This window comes from Grimontia sedimenti (assembly GCF_011045095.1).
GTDB classification, from domain to species: domain Bacteria; phylum Pseudomonadota; class Gammaproteobacteria; order Enterobacterales; family Vibrionaceae; genus Enterovibrio; species Enterovibrio sedimenti.
The window spans coordinates 305,182-328,378 of record NZ_JAALDL010000001.1 but is presented as its reverse complement, the minus strand read 5'-3'; the positions used below and the strand labels follow the sequence as shown (position 1 = coordinate 328,378).

The window sequence follows — 23,197 nt, the reverse complement described above, 5'->3', positions numbered from 1 at the left end:
GGTAATACTCCAGAATTATCATCTATACAGAGAGTTACTGAGCCCACTTGGCTTTCTCAACTCCCACAAAATTGGCGCGGATTCTACCATACTTCTGTAAATTGCCGCAGTTTTTATTGTGGTGGATCACATTTTTACGGTGCCTAATCAACCAATCTTCTGCCTTTAACGGTATTGCAGTTAGCGTAGTCGACAGCACTCCAATGGAATTATCATCTATGAACCAACCTAAACAACTCTTTGCCTGGAAACGATTCTCTCTTGAAGAGAGCGAACACACGCTGCCAAATGGTCTTGTCACCCATCACATCACCCTTGAGCATCCCGGCGCGGTTCTTATTCTTCCGATCGCAAACGATGGGAAATTAGTGATGATCCGCCAATACCGCCCTTCTATTCGCAGATGGATTTATGAATTTCCGGCAGGAACCCTAGAATCATCGGAATCACCCAATGTTTGCGCACAGCGAGAGTTGGCAGAAGAAGCTCAATTACAGGCCGATGAATGGCACGCCATTGGTGAGTCTCTTCCCGCACCAGGCTTTTGCAATGAAACCCAATACCTGTTTGTTGCTAAACAGCTATCCCCCTGCGCGGCAGAGATGGATGACGATGAAGTGATTGAAGTGGTGCATTTTACCGTCGATGAAGTCAAACGACTCATCGCAGAAAATGAAATTCAGGACAGCAAAACGATTGTCGCGTTTTGTCGGGCGCAATTGCTCGGGCTGATCACATAGAGCGCTCATTAACAGTGGCTTAACATTGACATCCGACCAGTTGAAAATTAGGGTGATTGCATCTTTCCTCTTCAAGGATGAAGCATGAAACAGTCTCTCGCCTACGCCAACCGCATGCTCAAGCTGTTTGGCTTCTTCAAAGTTCCTCTGATTTGGTACTGCCGCCCCAAGATCTTGGTGTTGAACGAAGAACAAGTTCAAATCCGTATTCCACTCAAACGCAAAACCAAGAATCATCTCAACAGCATGTATTTTGGCACCCTAGCAGTTGGTGCTGACGTTGCCGGTGGTTTTATGGCAATGAGTAAAGCAGAATCCCGTGGAAAGAAAATTTCGCTGGCTTTTAAGGCTGTGACGGGGGAGTTCTTAAAACGCCCAGAGGCAGATGTCATATTCACTTGTAACGATGGTCGATTAATCGACGAGATGCTGGACCACACCATGGCAACCGGCGAACGTGTCAATCAACCCGTCCGAATCACTGCCACATGCCCTTCCTTACATGGCGACGAACCAATGGCTGTGTTTGACCTAACCTTGTCTGTTAAAGCTGCGGGATGATCAATTAGTTGCACTAAAGGTCGATCTGTCTAGCTTCTATCACAAATTTCTCTCATATCCATGGGGCAGACTTTGCCCTTTTCTCTTTTTACTCATTAGACTTAAGTAGTATTAAAAGATATCGGGAGAGGCATTTTGAACAAAAAGCTAGTCGATTTTTTCCAGCTCGATACAGCGCCCGGTATCATCCTGATTGCCTCTGCATTTTTGGCTTTAATCATCGCAAACTCACCCCTCGCTCCTTTCTATCTCGCACTTCTTGATACACCGATACATTTCAAAGTGGGATCGTTGGATATCGAAAAGAATCTTCTGCTTTGGATTAACGATGGCCTGATGGCCATCTTTTTCCTTTTAATCGGTTTGGAAGTGAAACGGGAGTTGATTCAAGGCGCCCTCAGAACCCGCTCCCGCGCTATGTTTCCCGTGGCAGCAGCCATTGGCGGTATGGTTGTTCCCATTCTGTTCTTTGCCGTCTTTAACTACGATGATTCGAAAGCCATGCAAGGCTGGGCAATTCCAGCCGCAACGGACATCGCCTTTACGCTCGGCGTGTTGGCTTTATTCGGAAAGCAATCGCCAGTCAGCTTGAAGGTTTTTCTATTGGCACTGGCAGTCATCGATGACTTGGGGGCGGTTATTATTATCGCCCTTTTCTTTAGTAGCGACTTGTCTGTTATTGCCCTGTCTATCGCCGTGCTTGCCAGTGCGACACTCTTTTACATGAACGCAAAAGGTGTCGCCAGGCTGACCGGTTACTTGCTCGTTGGCGCTATTTTGTGGGTTGCCGTGCTGAAGTCTGGTGTTCATGCCACCGTGGCTGGCGTTATTTTGGGATTTGCCATCCCACTTCGTATTAAGCACCACCGCGTCCGCAGCCCACTGAGATACCTTGAGCATGGTATTCACCCTTGGAGCAGTTATCTTATTCTGCCTGCCTTCGCTTTCGCCAACTCAGGCGTACCACTCGATAATTTGAGCTTTGGTTTATTGTTAGAGCCATTACCTTTGGGTATCACGCTTGGATTGCTTTTTGGTAAACCTATTGGCATTTCTCTGGCATGCTTCATCTCAATCAAAATGGGCATCGCAAGTCTGCCGAAAGGCCTGCATTTCTCTCACATCATGGCGGCATCAATTCTCTGTGGTATCGGATTTACGATGTCGATATTTATTACGACCTTGGCCTTCCCAGGAGCGGACAACCACGCCATGGTTGATTTATCACGTATTGCCATCTTCATCGGTTCTTTCCTTGCGTCGGTGATTGGTTATCTCGCTCTGAAAAATACGTTCGAACGCTTTCCACGTCAGGTAGCAGAGGCGGAATAGCCAATCCGTATTCCGATGGTTTGATGTAAAAGATAGCCTCTGATAATTCAGTCAGTTACCGCCCGTAGGATGATCCTCCTACGGGCTTCTTTTTTGTCTTGACCACCGAAATCTTCTCTAGCTGAAGTAAAAAATTCTGCAAGCAGAAAACGTCAATTCAGCCCCCTCAACATACAAGGTATTGACTTTTCCAGAGGCCGCATCGCATCGGGTTCAGACGAAGTAGTCTACCGAGTTATCAACCGTTTTTGTGGATAAAAATTTCGTTATCCACAACCTCAATATATTCGTATAGCACTGTTTTTATTAAAGATAATTTGATGCAGCTAACTCTGCTAATTTTTGTCTTTTTTTGGTGTGTGATAATTCGCAAGATTTTAAAATGAAAAATGCCTGCATTACGCAGGCATTTTTTCGGTGAAATTCAGGGTTAAGCAGGATGATATTTTATCTTGTAGAAGATCCGGTACAGCACCGGCACCACAATCAAGGTCAACACCGTTGCAAACCCCAAACCGAACATGATGGTAACAGCCATCGGTTTAAAGAAAACATCTGGCAATAGAGGCAGCATGCCAAGTACCGTAGTGATTGCCGCCATACACACTGGACGAACACGGCTCACAGCAGCATCAACAATCGCATTGTAATGGTCTTTCCCGCTCTCCATTTCAATATTGATTTGGTCAATCAAGACGATACCGTTTTTAATCAACATGCCTGAGAGGCTCAAGAAGCCCAACAAAGCCATAAAGCCGAATGGTGTATCCAGTAATAACAAACCCGTTGTTACACCAATGACCGCTAATGGCACTGTCAACCAGACAATCAGCGAATCTTTGACTGAATTGAACAGCACAACAGTGACGAGGAACATGAACAGGTAGCCCATTGGCATGGTAGTAAACAGGCTTTCCTGCGCTTCACCAGAAGATTCATACTCACCTCCCCACTCGATGTAATAACCTTTTGGCAGTTCAATCTCTTCCACCAAAGGCTGAATACGTTTTTGCAGTGTCGCCGCTGTCACTTCATCCTGAAGTGGGTCAGGGTCCGCCAGTACCGTCAGAGTGCGTTTACGGTTTTCACGCATGATGAGTGGGTCTTCCCAAATCAGGTCATAACCCAAAATCACTTGCTGCAAAGGAATGTAATCCTTCAGCACAGGGCTCCAGATCTTCATTCCTTCAATGGTCTTCACATCAACGCGCTCTTGCTCTGGCAAGCGTGTCACGATCGGCATCAATGTCGTGCCATCACGATAAACACCAACATTCAGACCCGAGAAGGTCATCATCAGCAGTTCATCAACGTCTCTTTTGGTAATGCCGTAACGACGCGCCTGACTTTCATTGAATTGTGGCTCGAGAATCTTGGTACGTTCACGCCAGTCATGACGCACATTTACTGCATCCGGATCTGCATTCAGGATGTCAATAACCTGACCGGCAATCGTACGAAGAATCGTTGGATCCGCACCTAAAATACGCGCTTCAATTTTCGACCCGGAAGATGGCCCCAATTCAATACGCTTGAGCTTGTATTGGATATTCGGGAAGTCCGCATCAATATGCTCACGAATCGACGCCATGGTTGGTACCACTGATTCGTAATCTTTCACGCGAATAATCACTTCACCATAAGCCGAGTAACTTTTCTCCGGTGCATAGGTCAGCATAAAACGTTGAACACCCTTACCTGAACTGGTGTTTACGTACTCGACGTTGGGTTGTTCAAGAATCCAGGACTCTAATTCAATCAGCGTTTCTTCTGTGGCGCGGATATCGGTTCCTTCCGGCATCCAAACGTCGACCATAAACATTGGCGTGGTAGAAGATGGAAAGAAAGACTGCTTCAACAGAGTGAAACCATATAGCGCTGCCACCAGTGCTCCCACCAAAATGATCATGGTTAGGTAAGCGCGCTTCATGCAGATATCCAAGAACTTTTTGTAAACCACAAACAACATACCGTTGTAGGGGTCTTCCATGGCTTTACCGTCTTCCACGTTCTCTTCTTTAAAGAACAAGCTGGCAAAAAATGGCGTCAATGTAATTGCGGTAAACCAGCTCAGCATCAAAGAAATCAACAGCACTGAGAATAAGGTGCCACAGTACTCGCCAGTAGAGTCATCTGATAAACCAATTGGCGCGAATGCAGTGACAGCAATCACTGTTGCTCCAAGTAGCGGCCACTTTGTTTGCGTGACGATATCGGATGCGGCTTCTGTCCTCGTTCGCCCTTTCTTTAACCCTATGAGTATCCCTTCCACCACCACTATGGCGTTATCTACCAACATACCGAGAGCAATAACCAAAGCACCAAGAGAGATACGCTGAAGGTCGATAGCGAAGTACTTCATGAAAATGAACGTACCGAGCACAGTAAGCAGCAGAATCAAACCAATCAGCAGACCTGAGCGCAACCCCATGAAGAAGAGAAGGACGATGATAACAATCGCCACAGCCTGGCCCAACGACACCACAAAGCCCTTCACTGAGGTATCGACTTCCACTGGCTGCGCGTAAACCACCCCTATATCTATGCCAATTGGCTGGTTCTCTTTTAATTCGGCCAATCGTCGTTCCAGACGTTCGCCCACTTCCACAACGTTAACGCCGTCAGCAAACGACACGCCAAGGTGCAGCGCCTGTTGACCGTTGTACATTAAGACATTGGTGGGTACTTCCTGATAACCACGCTTAATATCCGCCACATCTTTCAGGTAGATAAGCTCCTGAGAACCGGCTTCGTTGAGGATAAGGTTACCGAGCTCTTCAACGCTCTCAAACTCACCTGTGGGGTGAATGCGAAGGTATTCGTCCCCGTGACGTAATGCGCCAGCACTGGAGACAATGTTCTGGGTCGCAAGCAAACTATTAAGGGTATCAGGTGAAATACCCAAATTAGAAAGCCGTCTCATCGACATCTCAATGAACACTTGCTCTTGCTGGGTACCTGTTACCTGAACCTTGCCAACGCCATCAACCAGTTCCAAATCCCTGCGGAGAAAGTCGACATAATCAGAGAGTTCCTTGTAGGAATACCCCTCACCCGTAATGGCGAGTAATACGCCAAATACATCACCAAAATCGTCAATGACCTGAGGGTCACCAACGCCAGGTGGCAAGCTGCTTCTGACGTCATTGACCTTACGGCGCAATTCATCCCATATCTGTGGTAAGTCGTCTGGGCCGTAGTTATTCTTCATTGTTACTGTGATCTGTGATAAACCACGGCTCGAAATCGACCTTACTTCGTCGACATACACTAATTGTTGAACGGCTTTCTCAAGCGGGTAAGTCACTTCCTCTTCTACTTGTTGAGGCGTTGCTCCCGGGTAGCTGGTAATGACCAGTGCATCTTTCAGTGTGAAAGCGGGATCTTCCAATCGTCCAAGACCAAAGAATGAAGTGGTACCGCCGATCAGAAATATCAGCGTCAGCATCCAACTGATGATCTTGTTATTGATAAAATAGCTGGCTACGGTCTGTTTCATCAGTTGATTTCCTTATTCGCAACGATATTGACTGACTGCCCGGCACGAAGGCGGTTCACACCTTCAGAGACAACTTTGTCTCCCCGCTCTAAGCCATTGGTGACCAAGACGCCTGTCGGCGTGAGTTCACCCACTTTCACTTTGCGTTTCTCAACTGTGTTATCGGCGCCAACGACCCACACAAATTTGTTGGAAGGATCGAGCGCATCGCCATCTTCGTTGAAGACCGTTTCCATCGGGATTTCAACCTGGCTTGCTCTATCGTTGTATAGGCCAAGCTCTTCAACCACAACTTCAACTGTCATACCATCCAAAATGAATTTGTCTTCCGGCATTGGCATGGTCAGTGTCACCATGAAAGAGCCCGTTTCAGGATCCGGCTGTGCCGTAAATTCTTTCACTGAAGCACGGTACTCTTTGCCATCTTCTGTTCTGACATGGGGACGAATGGTCGCGTTGTTTTCCTCACGGGTTTTACCACCATGTTTGGAGAACAACACATCCGGCACCTGAATGCGGATATCTACCTGAGTAGCATCATGAATATTCAAAATACTCTGCCCAATACCCACGTTTTCGAACTGCTGAACTGGAACACGGCTGATAACGCCATCTACCGGCGCTTTGAGCTCGGTGTAAGAAAGCTTTAGCCTTGCCAATTCAAGTTCAGCTTTGGCAATCGCCCGCTGTGCGCCTATTTCGTCAAATTGGGATTTAGCCAGCAAGCCTTTGTCTACCAACGGTTTGGAGCGTCGATATTGGCTATCCACCACATCGAATCTCGCTTTCGCATTGTCGACCTGCAGTTTGTAATCTGTCGGATCCAAAGTCGCGAGCACGGTATCCTTCTTAACGATATCCCCGGCTTTTACGTTGATCTTATTGATCTCGCCAGCGACAAGAAACGAAAGTTCAGCTCTGTCTGCTGCAGCCGCAATGGCTGGGAAATGCAGTTCACTTCCCAGTGAGTCGTCACCAATTTCGACCACATCAACATTCAGGAGTGCTTTTTCTTTGGACTGAGGCGCTTTGTCACATCCCGATAGGGACAACGCCAATGCTGTCATTGCTACGGTAAGGCCGATTGTATTTTTCATATTACAGTCCTCGCTCCTTAACCCACGGGAACACCACCATGCCCTCTTCAAGACTGGAGAGACCGTTCACCACAATGACATCACCATTGTTTAACCCAGCTTCGAGTTTGTTATCTTCACCCAGTTCAACCAGAACGCGTGAAACCGCACCATTGTCCGCAACACGCCAGACATGAGTACCCGCATCACTGGCTTCTACAGCCGTTTCTGGCAATTTGTTGTGACTGGATGCGGGGATAGAAGTAAAGACTTGTGCCGCCATACCCGGCAAAACATTCACATTCTCTGGCCGAGGCAAAGAAACTGTGATGCGATAAGAGGCAGATGTCGCATCTGCTTCGGTATCGACTTCCTTGAAGTCAGCCTCAAACTCTTGATTTGGGTAAGCGTCAAAACGAATACGGGGCTTGGAATGAGTAGAATCATTTTCTTGGTCAAAGAAGCTAATCAGTCTTTCCGGTAGTTGGAAGCTCACATTAATCACATCCTTAGTTTGGATATGCATGACTGGCTCCATGGCATTGGCAAACTCGTTCCTCTCTTTCATTCGCAGAGAAATCGTACCGGTGTAAGGCGCCTTGAGGGTGGTGTAATTAAAGTTTGATTGCGCCAAATCTAATCCGGCCTGAGCTTCATTAAGACTGGATTTTGCTTTATCAAAATCCTGCGCGGAGATGACGTTGGTTTTCTTCAATTTGACAGCACGGTCATATTGCACTTTGGCGAGTTGGTAACTCGCCTTGGCCTTCTGCAACAGAAGGCTGTATTCGTCTTTGTCCAACTCTGCAAGAACATCACCGGTCGCCACATCCTGTCCCGCTACGACAGGAATATCGACAATCTCCCCTGCCACGCGAAACGCGAGTACCGCCTCATCATCGGCTTCTACAGTGCCCGGGAACTCACGAACAACATCACTATCACCAATGGCGACAGTCATAAGTTTTGCGGGGCGAGCTTCAGGTTCGGGGATTGGGGGTTCTTCACTACAACCAGTTAAGTAAAGGGAGACCAACGCCATTGATAGCGTTTTCTTCATGGTCGCGCTCCTTGCTTTGTGTCACCAAAGGAATCATTGGCAACATTGATGATATGACTAGAAATTTATGTATTTAAAAAATAGTAGCAATTTCTAAACTATCTTGGATATGTGTGGAAGTGAATGAGATGAAATTTTGTTTAAATTCTGAGGATTGAGATAGGTAGCTGAAGTGAAGTCTGCAACAAGGTCACAACTCGACTTTCGTAGCGTGACCTGAAGTATTACTGATCTTGCACGTCTGTTTTTGTGTCCAAGCAACTCTATAGACAGCATTTCTGCCAGTTTGCTTTTATCAGACACTGGAAAGGCTTTCTAACTCTTGCTTGATTTCCGCAGTACGGGCATTCAACTCGTCAAAACGGTTTTGTATGAGCTCTAGGCCTTTGTCGTGATCTTTTTCAATGGAAAGGCACAGCTCTGCCAGTTCCTTTGCCCCGATCATTGACGCCGCACCTTTCATTCGGTGCGCAATTTTTCTCACGCCAGCCAGGTCGGAAGAAGACATTGCGCTTTGAAGCGCTTCCATATCAGCCTCCTGGGTAGTGAGATATTTGGTCAGAATATGAAGCATCAGCTCTTCACTATCTCCTACTTGATCTTTGAGCTGATTGACATCAAACGTGGTGCATTCTTCCAGCGTGACTTTGGATGAAACTTGCTCTGACGCTTCAGTTCCCTCTTGCTTCATCGCTTCAGGCTCCCACCCCTTGGAAACCGGAAATGCTTTTTCTCCTGGCACATACAACAGCATCAAATTCACTAATTGTTCTTTAGTAAACGGTTTAGCAAGGTGAGCATTCATTCCCGAATCTAAACAACGCTGCGCATCACCAGATAGCGCATTCGCTGTCACTGCGATAATCGGGACATTTTCATCAAAATCACGGATGTTTCGCGTTGCCTCAAAGCCATCCATTTCCGGCATCTGACAATCCATCAGGATCAAATCAAACGGATTGGCCCGGTGTTTATCCAACGCTTCTAACCCGTTATCCGCCAACGTCGACTGGCAACCTAAACTGTTAAGTACCAACACCATCAGATCCTGATTCACTAAGTGGTCTTCAGCGATCAGAACATTCAGTCCATCAAAACGCACCGCGTCGGCTTTTACTTCCGGCACTTCTACATCAATAGGCGAGTCAGCAGAAAGCGCATTAATAAGCGCATCTGGGTTGATAGGGTTAATGAGACACGGCATACCAAACTCGTCTACCACACCACTATGACTGATCAACAAGGTGTGATTAGCAGGGTTCATTGCAGGACGCATTTCACTGATCATATTATCATCAACAAATAGCAGCGCCGATTCACAGATTTCCTCTTCTGGCGGCGTGCTCTTAGACCATTGCTCAACGTTTAAGCCAACGTTTGAAAGGTATGCATTTAATACGGCATACAGTTGGGAGTCCTGAGTAGCGATGATGGCCGCTTTGCCTTCAATCTCCGGCTTCAGTGTCAGGTTCTCCAACAAACAGTTTGTGTTGTCTGGCACCAACGTGAGAGGGACATCTACGGTAAAGGTCGTTCCCACGTCTTCCTTGCTGACAACCTCAATTGCGCCGCCCATCAGTTCCGTGAGTTTCAGACAAACTGGCAGACCAAGCCCTGTGCCTTGATATGAGCGAGAATAGGAATTATCGACTTGAGTAAAGTTTTCGAAGATGGTTCCTAACTTTTCTTCGGGAATACCAATTCCCGTGTCCTTCACTTCAAGCCTGATATGCTCCACATCGTCCAGCATGGTTTTGCTCACATGGACCATCACAGACCCATGTTTGGTGAACTTGAGAGCATTCCCCACCAGGTTCAGAATAATTTGCGTATAGCGAACAGGATCCAGCATTAACCAACGCGGTAAGTCTGGTTCGATAAGGCAATGCAGCCTCAAGCTTTTTTCGACAGCTTTGGCATGGAAAACCACCAGCGCATCATGAACGAGGTCCGGCAGCTCACATTCCTGATCCAATAGACGCATTTTACCCGCCTCGATTTTGGTTAAATCGAGCACGTCATTGATGATATTCAGTAAGGCATTTGAAGAGTGAACCAACGTATCGACAAAATACGATTGTTGTTGATTGAGGTCAGTTTCTTTGAGCAGATTAGACATACCCACAATGCCATTCATCGGCGTGCGGATTTCATGGCTCATCATCGCCAGGAAGTTGGTCTTGGCTTCGTTGGCCTTCTCCGCTTCCTCTTTGGCATGCACCATTTGCTCGGTGATTAAATCATTCAATTTCTTCTGGCGAACGAAGTTAACCATGGCACTGAGACTCGACAATACCGGCTCAAGCCAAGACACCAAGTCTTCATCATAATTAGTAGATTCATCAAAGAGACAAACCACGCCCACCAATTGATTCGAAAGGAACAGAGGCATGCTAAGGGAGTTGATAATCAATTTCCCGTTGTTTGAAGATTGCCCCGCCAATTGCAGGCTTCTGTCCCCTTTCTGGGTGTCTATGACACGCGTGACAACGTTGCGAACGAATTCTTCTGACACATAGCCATTCGCAATCAGCCGTGTTTGCGCCAGAATGCGGTAATTATTCTGAGCTTCGTAATCCAACTCCACAATGATGCCGTGATTACTCTCACCAATCTTTAACAAGATCTTCAACACTTCACGAAAGCTATTGTGGTAGTCATCACTGATCAGGAATTTGTCCTGCAAGGTTTTCACGGCAGAGAATAGCTCGGCACCTTTTGACACTTTTATTTTGTCCAGATGCTGTTCCGTAATATCACGGATAATCGCTACCTGAAGCGGCCTTTCATTCACCTCAATTTTATTAGAGCGAACCTGAACGATCTGACGGTCATCGGTTCTGATAAGCTCATAATTCAGACTTTTAGTGTTGAAGCCATAAAGTGCTTGAGAGAAATACGCGCGGGAATCAGGAACGACTTTGGCGATAACTTTCGATAAAGTCACCTTCTCAATCGGCACATCTTCTAGCTCAAACATCCGCCTCGCAGCTTCATTGAGCGTTGTGATTTCGTGGTCTTCCCCCAACACCAAAAGTCCGTCTTTATAGCTGTGGATGATAGTGTTGAGGTAGTTTTTGCTTGATTCAATTTCCTTGATCGCCCGGGCGTACTTCCAAATCAGGAACATGATCATCAGATCCAGCAGGAAAACCTGCGCGATACCGGAAACAATTTCAGACGTGAGGGTACTCTCAATCGGTCTCGGGTCTTCGTAGATAATCAAATCCCCGACTTTGGTTTGTTCATTCAGCTCGTCGTAAATCAAGGGAATACTACGCAGACGAAACTCGTTACTGAACCCTCCACTTTTTGGCTTGGTGATATGACGGAAATTATCGTCTTTAGAAACAACTTCAATGCGATAGACAAAACGGGAAAGGGTTTCACTTTCCAGGTCTTTAACGACGGACTCAAAATCATAGTTCCACATCTGGGCGGGAAGCCGGTAGGAAAGTCGGGCAATAATAGACTCGAGTTCGAAGTCCATCTCGCCATAAAGGCGATCGTGGGTTTTGTAGTAGTTAAATACGCCAAACACACTGAGGATCAGTGTGCCACTAACCACCAAAATTACCGCGAGTTTTGTTCGCATCATCAGCATAGGATCATACCTGCATGCTGGAAGTCATGTCCGCGGTACTGCTGCGAGCCTGTTCGAATTCTTTCAACACTGCCTTGTCATTGAGTTTAAGCTGGTTACAGGTGTGTAGCACACCATTCCAATTTGCCCGTTCAATGTCATGGCATAGCGACAGGAACTCTCCGTAAACCCCTTCTTTGGCAATCAATGCACGTTTTACGTCATTAGAGAGATCCAACTCACCGACGATGTCTTCCATTGGCTTGCTTAGCATCACATCAAGCATAGAAAATGCACCAACAATGAATGCCTCATCTTTGTCAAAACCACGAATGTTATTTTCCATGGAAGATAGAAACGTCGCACGTATCAGCGACGCACTCTGTAATTGATGGGCATGTTGGTGGTTCAGGTTCGTCATGATCAACAATGACACCAAACGTCTAAGAGCCTGCACACCAAGATAAACCACTGCCTGACGCGGGTTGGAAATCTTATTGGCTTTGGTTTTAGCGAGAATGTTGGCGCTCGCCACTACTTTGTACAGGAGTGATACATCTTTAGAGATAATTTTGGTGAGCGTATCAATGTCATCCGGATTACGGTTAATGATGATGCAGACATCCAGCAGCGACATAACAGAAGGTGCGATATCTTCTGAACGTTTGATCTGTGGTTTCTCGAAGAAGTAGCCCTGAAATAGCGCGAAACCGCAGCTTTGTGCGGCGGCGAGTTCATCTTGTTTTTCTACCTTTCTGGCCAGAAAACCTGCTGCGAATATTGGGAAATGACATTCTCCCAATCAGAAGGCTTGGAGCGCTCCATGCTGATACTGAAAATATCCACCAACTCTAGATGATTACGCCACTCATTTGTCATGGCTTTTCCGTCCATTAAGATACGGTAGCCTTCTGTACGATAGGTACGGAGTTTACTGACCACTTCCTGCGTGGGTGCACAGTCGTCAGTGACAGAGATAATCAGGTGCTGGGGCGGCATCGAAAGTGGAATTTCATCCATCAGGGATGACTGGCCAAAGCTAACGATATATCGCGTTTTGTCAGGCTTACCACCACACGCTAAAAAGTTTGCACTGAGAATACGAGAGGTCGCTGTGTCTTCGTCGATGGAAGGGAATTTGTTCTCCAGTCCTTCTCGGAACAAGAGCTCACTCCCCCAGTGTTGAAGGTCTTTATCGAAAACCGGCTGACATGAGAAAAATACTTCGGCCACGCAGAGTAAGTCCCATAGTTAAGATTCCTCTTTAAAAATTAGACCAATTGCCGAATTTTTCCTTCTTTTTCCGCTAAATAAGTCACATCCTTGAACACGCAAACCGATGAGCAACCACATGAAAAAGGGAGCATTTCTGCTCCCTTCTGAAAATTACACCGCTCCAACTTTTAATCTGTAAGGAATCCGCACTGGCTTATCACTGACGCCGCCAACAAATACCGCGCTAATCTTGTCGTTTTCAGACTCGACACTCGCCCAAAGCAAAGAGCGCTTATTCAACACCTCACCCTGCTCAAACAAGTAACGGTATTTACCGCCCTGATAGATATGAAGGTAAGAGGCCAAAGCACCGGCTGCACTGCCCGTAGCCGACTCTTCATCAATACCCAGTGCTGGTGCGAAGTTTCTGCATCTCGCTGAGATATCAGATTCTGTCGGGGTCAGTGCGAAGGCATGAATTGCCCCTGTATTTGTTTTGCGGTTAAACGCCGCAATCGCTTTGTGATCTGCTTCGATCGCCAGAAGTTTAGCCTCATCATCGACAGGAATAATGATGTCCCAGAGGCCCGTTGATACGGCTTTGATAGGTAGCCCGGTGGCAAGGATGTCTTCCGTTGAAAGACCAAGCAATGGGGCAATATCTGCCTCGTTGTAGGTGTCACCGAACTCAGGTAACACTTGCTGCATGTTAATGCGTCCGTCTTCGGTCACCGTCACACCCAATATTCCAGCTCCGGTTTCCTGCTTGTAGTCTCCAGCTTCTATTTTTCCGGTTTTGAAGAGCGTTGAAAACGTGCCTACCGTTGCGTGCCCACAGAAATCGACTTCTTCAGTGGGGGTAAAGAAACGAACACGGTAGTCCGCTTTTTTGGAAGGCGAGATAAACGCTGTTTCAGAATAACCTAGCTCTGCCGCGATAGATTGCATCTGTGCAACAGTTAGCCCTTCAGCATTCACTACAACCCCTGCTGGGTTACCGCCTTGGTTTTCTGCCACAAATGCGTTGGTTACATAGACTTCAAGAATATCTGACATAGTTACCTTTCCTTAGTTCTTATTATTGTCAGTTGGCTTTCCATCGAATGATGTCGAGTCAATTCAGCCTGAACACGCCAAAATGTTCAGCACCTACACCAAGTTTCGTTATCCCATTCTCTCTGTTGAAGAAATTAAGGCCATGGGGAAATCAATTTTCTTGGGTATCTTTGTTACAGTGTTACAAAATGCCGTAAAACACAAGAAATTGATTGATATTAAGGGAAGCCGCGATAGAGAGCCTGTAGCCTTGATAGCTAGGTCACTTTTTCATTAAAATACCGACAAACGTAATTTGGGTAATAACCACATGATCGATTTAGAAAACCTGATTAAAGATGCGCCAGAACGTGAACCGGACATTCCATTACCTTCAATGGAAGAGCAGAAGCGTATCGCAGCAGAGCTAAAAGCACTGGAAGAAAAAGGCGAGCTAACGCCAGAGATTCTTGAAAAATACTTCGGTGGTCAAAAGAGCCATTAATTACCTATCGAAAGAAGGTTAAAACGCGCCCCTTGGGGCGCGTTTTTCTTATTTAGCGGGCCGCAAAATACTTTCGAAAAAAGCGGCATCATCAAACAGCACAGACGCCATACGGGAAAGTCGTTGTGTATCGATTCTGTCGATAACCTGTTCCGGGAAAATGAGTCCTTCCAGTGCATATCCCCAGAGATCGTAGCGAGCAAGGGTTCCGACAATAAATTGCGGATCGGTTTGGGAATCATAAAGGTCTTTCAGCAATTGACGTGCCGCATTCTCACTCTCAGTCATAGTGACGGGCTGTGTCAGCGTCTGTTTTATTGTTGGCCATAATGCTGCCAATGCCTGTTCCTTATCTGGTGAGACCAACGCTGTCATGGTTGTTGTAACGACTGATTCCCCATCCCACGTCCAAGAAGAGAAAAACGGATCGTAAGACAGCGAATACTTTTCTCTCACCAGCTGGTTATAGCGCGCTTGTAGAATTCGGTTAAGCAAGTCCTCCGCAAACACCGAATCAACCGTTCGTGGCGTTGAAGCGCGAATATACACCTGCTCCACATAAGTGCGGTTTTCCGGAGAGAGGTGTCTGACTACCTTGCCCCCATTCTTGTTGTAGTGGAGTGGGCTGGTATTTGTTCTTTCCCTTTTCGTTTGCAGGTTTCCAAGCAACGCCGTAACCACACCTTGAACAGCCAGCAAAGGTTCATCGGACACGACATAGACACTGAAATGCCCCATATCGCCAAATAACTTTTCATACAGCGATGTGACATCTTCAAACGTTAACCCTTGATAGTCTTCGGCACCTAATGGCGACTCATAGGAAGGTCTAGGATAAATCAACGCTAATGACGCCCGTCCAAACACATCATACGGCGACGTTTGTGCCAAATTCATGCGTTCAATCAGCCGTGCTTTTTCGCGCTCAAATGCCAATTCACTTGGCGACACGTTTTCGACCAGATAACGCAATGCATTCAGGCCTTCCAACAGTACTTCTGTTGGCACATACATCGAAAAGTTATGGCTATTGCCATAAACCTGTGGCTCGATGTTCACGCCCAAGGATTCAAGGTAGTGCGAGAAATCGTTGGCCGAAACATTACCAACACTGCCGTTACGATAAGTTTCGAACATCAAATCTAACGCTGCTCTTTCTTTCGTTGTCATTGATGCCACACCACCTTTGGCCTGAAGGACAACCTGTGTTTCGTAGTAACTGTCATCCATTTTGTAGTAGAGAACCGGCAAATCATTAGGGAGTTTCCACCGGAAAACATTCTCCGCCATTTCAACCGCATCTTCGGTAACCGTGACAAAGGAATCTGGTTGAGGAATTTCCACGTCCGCGTAGGAGACCTTCACCACTTCACCAGGCTTTGCCAACGTTTCTATATATCGATTTCGTTGCAGCTCGGCATTAGCAATCGACTCCCCCTTTCCGTAAACCAACGTCAGAGATTGATTTGATGCTGTCAATAAGCGTGCCAGCTCTCTGTTTAGATCCTTTAGTTCGATGTTTTGAAGAAACTGGCTGAAGTTGTCGTTTTGCTCGACTCTGCTTTGAGGTAAGCGGTTGTAATAAAGGTCGTTATACACATTCTCCGCCACTTCGATAGGCAACTGATTCTCATAGAACACAATGCTGGCATCATATTGCTCTACCAAAGACGCAAATTCATCTTCTGTAACGCCATAGTCACGGAGCGATGCAAGGTTTTTGGCAACCGATTCGAGTACATAGGGACGGTCAACATCGTTGTACTCCACGCTCAGTTCATACACTGCCCAGCCTGGTAGAAAGCCAAAGTTGAAATACAAGCCATTGTGCGCAAGGTTTTCCCGCTCGAACTGTTCTTCAAGCCGCAGTTGCACCGCATCAAGCATCATCCAGTGCAACCACAGCGCTCTCTGCTCTGCTAGCGTCTCGGGATATTGATCCTCACCATCTTTGAAACTGACCACTAAAGCGGGCGACTCGCCCTGAGAGGCATAAAGCGTCAGCGGATATTGCGTATCTCTGTCGACGTGGAGAATGCGGTGAGGCTCGGGGTTTGAGCTTTCAGTGCGGAGCGAGGAAAACTCCTCTTCTATTTCAGTCTGCAGGTTTTCAACATTAAATCCGCCAATCACCACCAATTGGATTCGATTTGCCTGATACCATTTTTCGTAGAACGCCCTGAGACTTTCTGGTGTGACACTGTTTAGCGAGAACTCAGTGCCAATCGGATCCCGGTCGATGTATGGCGTCCCATCTATCAACGCCTCATAGAGTTTTAGAGGCCAAGATGAATCTTCCCGGTTGTCACGTCGCCATTCTGCGAAAATGACGCCCACCTCCGCATCCACTTCTTGGCTATCCAGCGTCAGACCATCGGAAATATCACGGAACCAATCCAGCGCGTCAGGAAGACGCTGGGCATCCGGCAAAGAAAGCTGGTAGACGGTTCGCCCATAGTCAGTCACCGCATTGATATCAGGGCCAAACTCAACCCCAACCTGAGCAAACTCTTCAAAAACTGAGTTATTCGGATAGCGTTGGGTGCCATTGAAAGCCATATGCTCGATAAAATGCGCGTAGCCCCGCTCATCTTCTCCTTCATTCAGGCTTCCCACATTCACAACCAACCGAACTTCAATTTGCTCGCCTTCAATGGGATAAAGGTGGTAGCGCATGCCATTTGGCAAGGTTTCAGAGACCCAGTTTGGATCTGTGGTTAGTTGTGGAGAGGAAGAAAGAGACGCACAGCCGGAAATCAGTAAAACAATAAGGGCGACTGCGTAACGAACGAGCATAGATACACCAAACTAAGTGATTAAAAAAGAATGCGATCATTTCAATCAAGCACAAGATAGGCGTATCAGTAAAGGCAAGTATCGCCAAACTCTCTGAACAATCTCAGTTTCTGTTATCCGCTCGGAAAATATAAACAAAAAGGCCTCGCATAAACGAGGCCTTGTCGGGATTTAACGCTAAGGACTATTGAAGTTCCCAAGGACCCCAAGCAGATCCTGGTACTTCGCCTTTCGTCCACCATTTCGCTTTGTAGGTGCTGCCGTTATAGATAGCAATATCGCCACCGTTGTAGACTTTGTCTGCACTCCACTCTTTCGCTGAACCATCATCAAACGCTTCCCATACTGCTGACGCTCCTGGCTCTTCGCCTTTGGTCCACCATTAGCAGTATATTCAACGCCGTTGTGGGTCACTTTATCGCCAGTGTTGTAGACCTTGTTTCGATCCCAGTTGCTGTCTACTGGCGTATTACCTTCAACGTTCACAACGACTGTTGCTTCAACAGTTTCTACACCATCAGTCACAGTAACAACGACGTTAACAACGCTGTTTTCAGTTGAGTCTACTGTCGCCACAGATACTGTTGCGCTGTTACCTGTTTGAACCAGCTCTCCCGCAGACGCTGTAAATGTCAGAGAATCACCTTCGGCATCAGTTGCTGAAAGGTCAATCACTGCGGTTTCACCAGCTTTAACGGAAACCGATGCTGGTGCAGTCAGTACTGGTGCAGTGTTAATCACATCACCTGAACCTTTCACACTCACCGTCACTGAACCGCTGTCAGATTTACGTCCGTCAGAGACTTTCACGGTCACCGCTTCAGTCAGGTCGACTGCTGTGTTTGGCGCTTTATACGTCACCGTTGCGGTACCATCACCGTTGTCGGTTACATTGGCACCTTGTGCTGAAAACGACAACGCATCGCCATCCGCATCAGTCGCTGACACAACGAAGCTAATGACTGCTCCGCTCTCTGCATTTTGAGCACCTGGCAAGGCCAGAACTGGCGCTTCATTTGGAATGATATTCGCGCTGAACACCTGATCAATTTGCTCAGCCAACGGCGAGCGGAGATTGGTACATTGCTTCAGCTTGGTGCCGTAGTTAACGAACGTGCCTTCACACTGAATGTCGCCATGCACCTGCCATACAATGATGCCGCCCAAATCGTTATTTACAATGTACTCTGCTTTCTTACGGATGGAGTCTGGATCGTCATAACTCAGGAAGTATTTGCCTTTCACTGCATAGGGTACTTCCGCGTTTGCGTCCCACTTGTGTGCCCAACCAGGCTGTTTGATCAGATAGTTGTAGTTTGGTTGGCCTTCGAACGCTTTCCAGTTGGTCAGGTCAACGGCAGAAACACTTGGACCATCAACTGAGAAGTTCACATTACGTTTGTCAGTCGTGCACCAAGGTAAGCTTCCGCTTCTGTTGTTTGAACACCACGGCCATAGAACGCGGCACCAAAGTTAATTTGTTTCGGGTTGATACCCTTAACGTTCACCATCCAGTTTTTCAGAGTATCCAGGTTTAACCCTTCAAACTCTTCTTCTGGATATGGGTAGAGTGGAGAGTTATGACCGGTAACATTAGACCAACCGCCATTCAGGTCGTAAGTCATCATGTTGAAGTAGTCCATTGAACGTTGCAGGCGCGCCCAATCGTAGCCTTCCAATGCTGCTGGTACAGCTTTAAATGCCGCTGTCAGAAGACGGTCTGGACCAATACGTTCACGGATATCATCCATCAGCTGTTCGAAGTTGGCATAATCCGCATCCGTACCGGTGAAGTTCATGCCGCCAGAACCTGGGTATTCCCAATCGATATCAATACCGTGGAAACCGAGCGCAATCAGTTTGTCGATGTCTTGCAGGAAGCGCTCTTTTTTAACAGGATCAGCAGCCATTTCTGGGAAGTGCTTTGACATACTCCAACCACCGATAGACGCCATTACCTGTACGCCTTTTTCATTTGCCAAGTCGATCAAACCCGGTGCGCCGCCCGCTTTTTTCAAAGGGATTGGCATTTGGCCAGTGATACCAGTTGGTGCATGCTTCCAACCACGACCATCTTTTACAAAACCTTGCGCCTGAACTTTTGCCAGTGCTTCCGCTTGCCAAGGTTCAGTTCCTGGATATTCATGGATATATTCCAACTCACCCCACAGGATGTGGAAGTCCCAGCTTGAATAAACATCAGGGTGAAGCAGTGGGCCCGGCTCTTGAACCGCACCCGGCTGATAAATGCTCTTGTTGCGAAGGTCGCCACTGTGCAGGGAGCCGTCTTTCGCTACGCCGAAGAAAGAAAAGTTGAGGATGTTGTAGATATCCATATCTACGTTGAGGTGTGTAGCTTCACCTTTTACGCTAAAACCAGCATCGGTTCCCTTCCATGCTTCCCATTGGGTCAGGTAGCCGATAACCGCTTTATCATGCGATGGTGCTGCGGTAGCAGTCGCGGTAACGCCAAGCGCTCCGGCTACACAAGCAGCAATCGCAGTGAACTTAAGTCCTTTATTCATATTATTTTTCTCCACGTCTTGGGTGTTGGTGTTTTCCTTCGGATTTACTCTTCCATCACTTAATTTCTGACGCGAATGAAAATCGCAAAGTTTGGTATCGTGCTTCGGAATGAATTTAATTAATTACATTTTTTGCGGAAATTTTTTGCATGAAGGCATCATGGTTCACAAGATTCGGCTGGTAGGTTTCCGCACATTGGACTGTATGCAAACTCTTTATAATTCAATGAGATTGAACAAAGATCACAATCAGGAATTGGAAGCGAATTAAGTACGGATGAAAAAAAATCTCCGCCAGTGCAAAACGTAGCGGAGACAAGCAACAAGGAGAATGCGCTAACTAATTCATCCCCTTTCGGAGATAGTGAGTGTAAGCCGTGCTGTGGAGCACAAATTCTATAAAGCAAACACCGTACCAATTATGAATTTGCCGAAAATTCAGGGAAATCTTTTCTTTTCAGATGGTTACAATCGCGAAAATGACTACATTTGGGGCAAGTGTTGCACCAAAGCAATGCACCATAGTTAAACAGGAAGAGGATGTAATTCCATGTATTCCAATTCGTTACTGAGTTCTGGATAATGGTTGCTATCCGCTGGCGCTGCCAGGTCCCCAACTGAGAGAGTTACAATGGATTTTGCTTTACCCCTCGTCATCCTCGTGATGGTTGTTTTCATCATCCTTATCCGCCAAAAATCAAAGAAAGCAGCTGAAGAAAACAAGAAAATCGGTTCGGAGTTTCTAGCCAAAAATGCTAACAAAGAAGGCGTGATCACTACTGATTCTGGATTGCAGTATCTGATTCTGGAAGAAGGTGAAGGAGATGAACAACCGACTGCCACTTCTCGCGTAAAAGTGCATTATCACGGCACCTTACTTGATGGTTCAGTGTTCGACAGTTCAGTCCAACGCGGCGAACCCATCGAGTTCGGTTTAAACCAGGTCATCAAAGGCTGGACCGAAGGCGTCCAATTGATGAAGAAAGGCGGTAAAACGCGCTTCTTCATCCCTGCTGAGCTGGCTTACGGCAATATGTCAGCAGGTTCGATAAAACCAGGTTCAACTCTGATATTCGAAGTAGAACTTCTCGATTTCAAATAATCAGTATCCGAGATAGCAGAAGGCCGCGTTCGCGGCCTTCTTTTTATCACTCAGCGGGTTGTAATGCTTTGCCCCCAGCCGCCTCTGTCTGCTCCTTAGACCAGGCAATGGCTTCATCAAGCGGTAATGGGCGGGAGAAATAGAATCCCTGGCAGATATCAATGCCACAGCTTTCTACGAACGTTTTTTCTGTTTCAGTTTCTATACCCTCAGCAACCAATGCACAACCTGTTACTTCACTGATTTTAGCTAACAGTTGATAGAGGTTTTGCCCTCTTTCTTCTTTCACGTTCAGCAACAAAGAACGGTCTAGTTTCACCTTGTCGAAGTTGTATTTCAGCAAGTGAGGGAAAGACGCATAACCAGAGCCAAAGTCATCAATCGCGACTTTCACGCCAAGGCGTTGCAGCGCATCAATGTTGCGGCTGATCTGTTCATGGTCTTCAAGAAGCGCTTCTTCTGTAATCTCGATTTCTAAGGAGCTTGCTGGAATTTTGTAGTAATGCAGCCTCTCCGCAATGCTATCGACAATATCTCTGTGTGAAATCGACTCAGCGGAAATGTTCACGCCCACCTTACAGCGTTCGAGTAAAGGTAAAGTCTTCATATCCGCTAACACGAGATCGATCACCATCTCATCGAGCTGCTTAATCGCGCCCAACATCTGGAAGTCGTTGATGAAAGTCGGAGGTATCATGTTTCCATGTTCATCACGGTATCGAACCAGTGACTCAAATGCCAAGTGAGTGCTGTCTTTCACGTTCACTTGAGGCTGATAGTACATGACGAATTCACCGCGATTCATCATTTTGCTGATGCGCTGGCTGACTTCATGTTTGCTGATATAGCTCCCCATCGACTGATTCACATCCCCTAAGAATGACTTCAGGGTACTGCGTTCAATTTCCATCTTGCGGAGAATACCTTTACTGTCTGTGGAGCTTTTACCCGCATAGTTCAGATAAAAAGGACGGTAAATCAACACACCTAACGCAATCACGACGATCTGGAGTCCTGTACCTGCAAGGCTGTTTTGGGTGGCTAAATATCCACTCAAAAATGGCGGCGTCATCCAGTCAACAATGGTGCTAACAGGATTAACCAATCCCAAAGCCATAACGCTGTAAACCAGAATGAAGCTGGCCATGGGTACCAGAACAAACGGCAAAATCAGCGTCGGGTTAAAGATAATTGGCAATCCAAACAACAGCAGCTCGTTAATGTTAAACATCACCAACGGTAGCGCTGAAAGCGCCAACGCAATATGCCTTTTCTCTCTGGAAAAAAGCAAGATACACAAAAGCAGGCTTAGCGAGTTACCCGAACCACCGATGGCCAGAAACGCATCATAAAAACCTTGGCTAAGAATATTCAGCGGTTCTTCACCAAACTGCCATGCCGCAATGTTCTGTTGAGTGTCTTCGAACAGTTGCTGTTTGGCCCGAAACAGAAAGTTATGACCATTGATCCCCACTGACCCCAAAAGGCCTAGCACAAACTGATACGCCAAGCCACCAGCAAACGTGAGTGGGTCTAAGCTGAGATGATCTTTAAACAGCGTCGAACTTTGCATGATGCTGCCTGTTACGCGGCTAAAAAAGATGGTCAGCAGCAGAAAGCCGAAAAAATGAGCCGCTTGTTTATAAAGCGCACTAACAAAATCAAGTCGCGATGGGTCGAGTGGATATATTCGTGCAGAAACACAGCAAATAGCAGCAACTACCGCTGTTAGCAAAGCAACAAGCGGGTTATTCGGCAAGCCATTATCAGCCACTAACCCATTCGAGAGTGAAATCGCAATAAACATTACCAACGAATAAGGCACGACAACCATAGGGTTGACGTTATGCTTCGTCGACAAATAATAAGTAGTGATAATGCAAAGTGCTGTTGGATATATTCCAATCAGCAAATTTGAAAAGTAGAAAAACTTTTGCGCAATATCAGGCATTGCCGCAAAGTTTAAAAAATGGCCTACAAATATCGAAATCGCGTTACAAATGGTCAGAGGGAGCAGAAGCAGGAAGACGATTGAGATGTCACGAACATAGGTATCGTAACAAGACCTTAAAGAAGGCAGTTTCCACATATTGATGAATTGGTTCTCGGTTCAAGGCCAAAAAAGATGTCGGATTATATATGTGGGATTAAATGCTCTCAATTAAAAA

General features: G+C 46.6%; 14 protein-coding genes and 1 pseudogene. 5 read left to right on the top strand and 10 right to left on the bottom strand.

All coding sequences use genetic code 11. The annotated features are described in order from the left end of the window. Nucleotides 1-218 precede the first annotated feature (218 nt). The 3 genes from G5S52_RS01435 (at nt 219) to nhaA (ending at nt 2,633) form a co-directional block, all read left to right on the top strand. Complete coding sequence (locus tag G5S52_RS01435; protein WP_165011478.1) at nt 219-740, top strand: NUDIX hydrolase; 522 nt, start codon at nt 219-221, stop codon at nt 738-740. 84 nt (nt 741-824) lie between these two features. Next, entirely contained in the window at nt 825-1,301 is a 477-nt protein-coding gene (locus G5S52_RS01430; protein ID WP_165011477.1) for a DUF4442 domain-containing protein, read from the top strand. Between the two features lie 135 nt (nt 1,302-1,436). Beyond that, nucleotides 1,437-2,633 (top strand): Na+/H+ antiporter NhaA, encoded by a 1,197-nt coding sequence (gene nhaA / locus G5S52_RS01425; RefSeq protein ID WP_165011476.1) that lies wholly within the window; start codon nt 1,437-1,439, stop codon nt 2,631-2,633. Nucleotides 2,634-3,063: 430 nt separating this feature from the next. Here the strand turns inward: nhaA and G5S52_RS01420 are convergent, their stop codons facing one another. The 7 genes from G5S52_RS01420 to G5S52_RS01395 all read right to left on the bottom strand — a co-directional run bounded on the left by G5S52_RS01420 (nt 3,064) and on the right by G5S52_RS01395 (nt 14,122). Next, on the bottom strand, nt 3,064-6,132 hold the full coding sequence (locus G5S52_RS01420) for an efflux RND transporter permease subunit (protein WP_165011475.1): 3,069 nt from the start codon (nt 6,130-6,132) through the stop codon (nt 3,064-3,066). After that, complete coding sequence (locus tag G5S52_RS01415) at nt 6,132-7,229, bottom strand: efflux RND transporter periplasmic adaptor subunit (RefSeq protein WP_165011474.1); 1,098 nt, start codon at nt 7,227-7,229, stop codon at nt 6,132-6,134. The genes G5S52_RS01420 and G5S52_RS01415 overlap by 1 nt, the downstream gene beginning before the upstream one ends. Nucleotide 7,230: 1 nt before the next feature. Further along, entirely contained in the window at nt 7,231-8,268 is a 1,038-nt protein-coding gene (locus G5S52_RS01410) for an efflux RND transporter periplasmic adaptor subunit (protein WP_165011473.1), read from the bottom strand. A gap of 295 nt (nt 8,269-8,563) precedes the next feature. Continuing rightward, nucleotides 8,564-11,872: an ATP-binding protein gene (locus G5S52_RS01405; RefSeq protein WP_165011472.1), complete on the bottom strand. Its 3,309-nt coding sequence runs from the start codon at nt 11,870-11,872 to the stop codon at nt 8,564-8,566. Nucleotides 11,873-11,876: 4 nt separating this feature from the next. Beyond that, entirely contained in the window at nt 11,877-12,653 is a 777-nt protein-coding gene (locus tag G5S52_RS23685; RefSeq protein WP_235956039.1) for an EAL and HDOD domain-containing protein, read from the bottom strand. Further along, on the bottom strand, nt 12,599-13,015 hold the full coding sequence (locus G5S52_RS23680; RefSeq protein WP_235956038.1) for a hypothetical protein: 417 nt from the start codon (nt 13,013-13,015) through the stop codon (nt 12,599-12,601). Before G5S52_RS23680 ends, G5S52_RS23685 begins: the two co-directional genes overlap by 55 nt. Nucleotides 13,016-13,237: 222 nt before the next feature. Further along, nucleotides 13,238-14,122: a PhzF family phenazine biosynthesis protein gene (locus tag G5S52_RS01395; RefSeq protein ID WP_165011471.1), complete on the bottom strand. Its 885-nt coding sequence runs from the start codon at nt 14,120-14,122 to the stop codon at nt 13,238-13,240. A 310-nt stretch (nt 14,123-14,432) separates the two neighbouring features. On the opposite strand from G5S52_RS01395, the gene G5S52_RS01390 reads away from it, so the two are divergent. Further along, nucleotides 14,433-14,606 carry an ATPase gene (locus G5S52_RS01390; RefSeq protein WP_046307449.1) on the top strand — a complete coding sequence of 58 codons (174 nt, stop codon included), beginning with the start codon at nt 14,433-14,435 and terminating at the stop codon, nt 14,604-14,606. Between the two features lie 48 nt (nt 14,607-14,654). On the opposite strand, the gene G5S52_RS01385 is transcribed toward G5S52_RS01390, so the two are convergent. Continuing rightward, complete coding sequence (locus tag G5S52_RS01385) at nt 14,655-17,402, bottom strand: M16 family metallopeptidase (RefSeq protein ID WP_165011470.1); 2,748 nt, start codon at nt 17,400-17,402, stop codon at nt 14,655-14,657. Between the two features lie 184 nt (nt 17,403-17,586). Next, nucleotides 17,587-19,927: pseudogene (locus tag G5S52_RS01380) on the bottom strand (glycosyl hydrolase family 18 protein). A 631-nt stretch (nt 19,928-20,558) separates the two neighbouring features. Here G5S52_RS01380 and bamJ point away from each other — a divergent pair. Further along, entirely contained in the window at nt 20,559-21,029 is a 471-nt protein-coding gene (gene bamJ / locus G5S52_RS01375; RefSeq protein WP_165011469.1) for a BamJ family beta-barrel-assembly machinery protein, read from the top strand. A 46-nt stretch (nt 21,030-21,075) separates the two neighbouring features. On the opposite strand, the gene G5S52_RS01370 is transcribed toward bamJ, so the two are convergent. Continuing rightward, nucleotides 21,076-23,118, bottom strand: a complete 2,043-nt coding sequence (locus G5S52_RS01370; protein ID WP_165011468.1) for an EAL domain-containing protein — start codon at nt 23,116-23,118, stop codon at nt 21,076-21,078. Between the last annotated feature and the right edge of the window lie 79 nt (nt 23,119-23,197).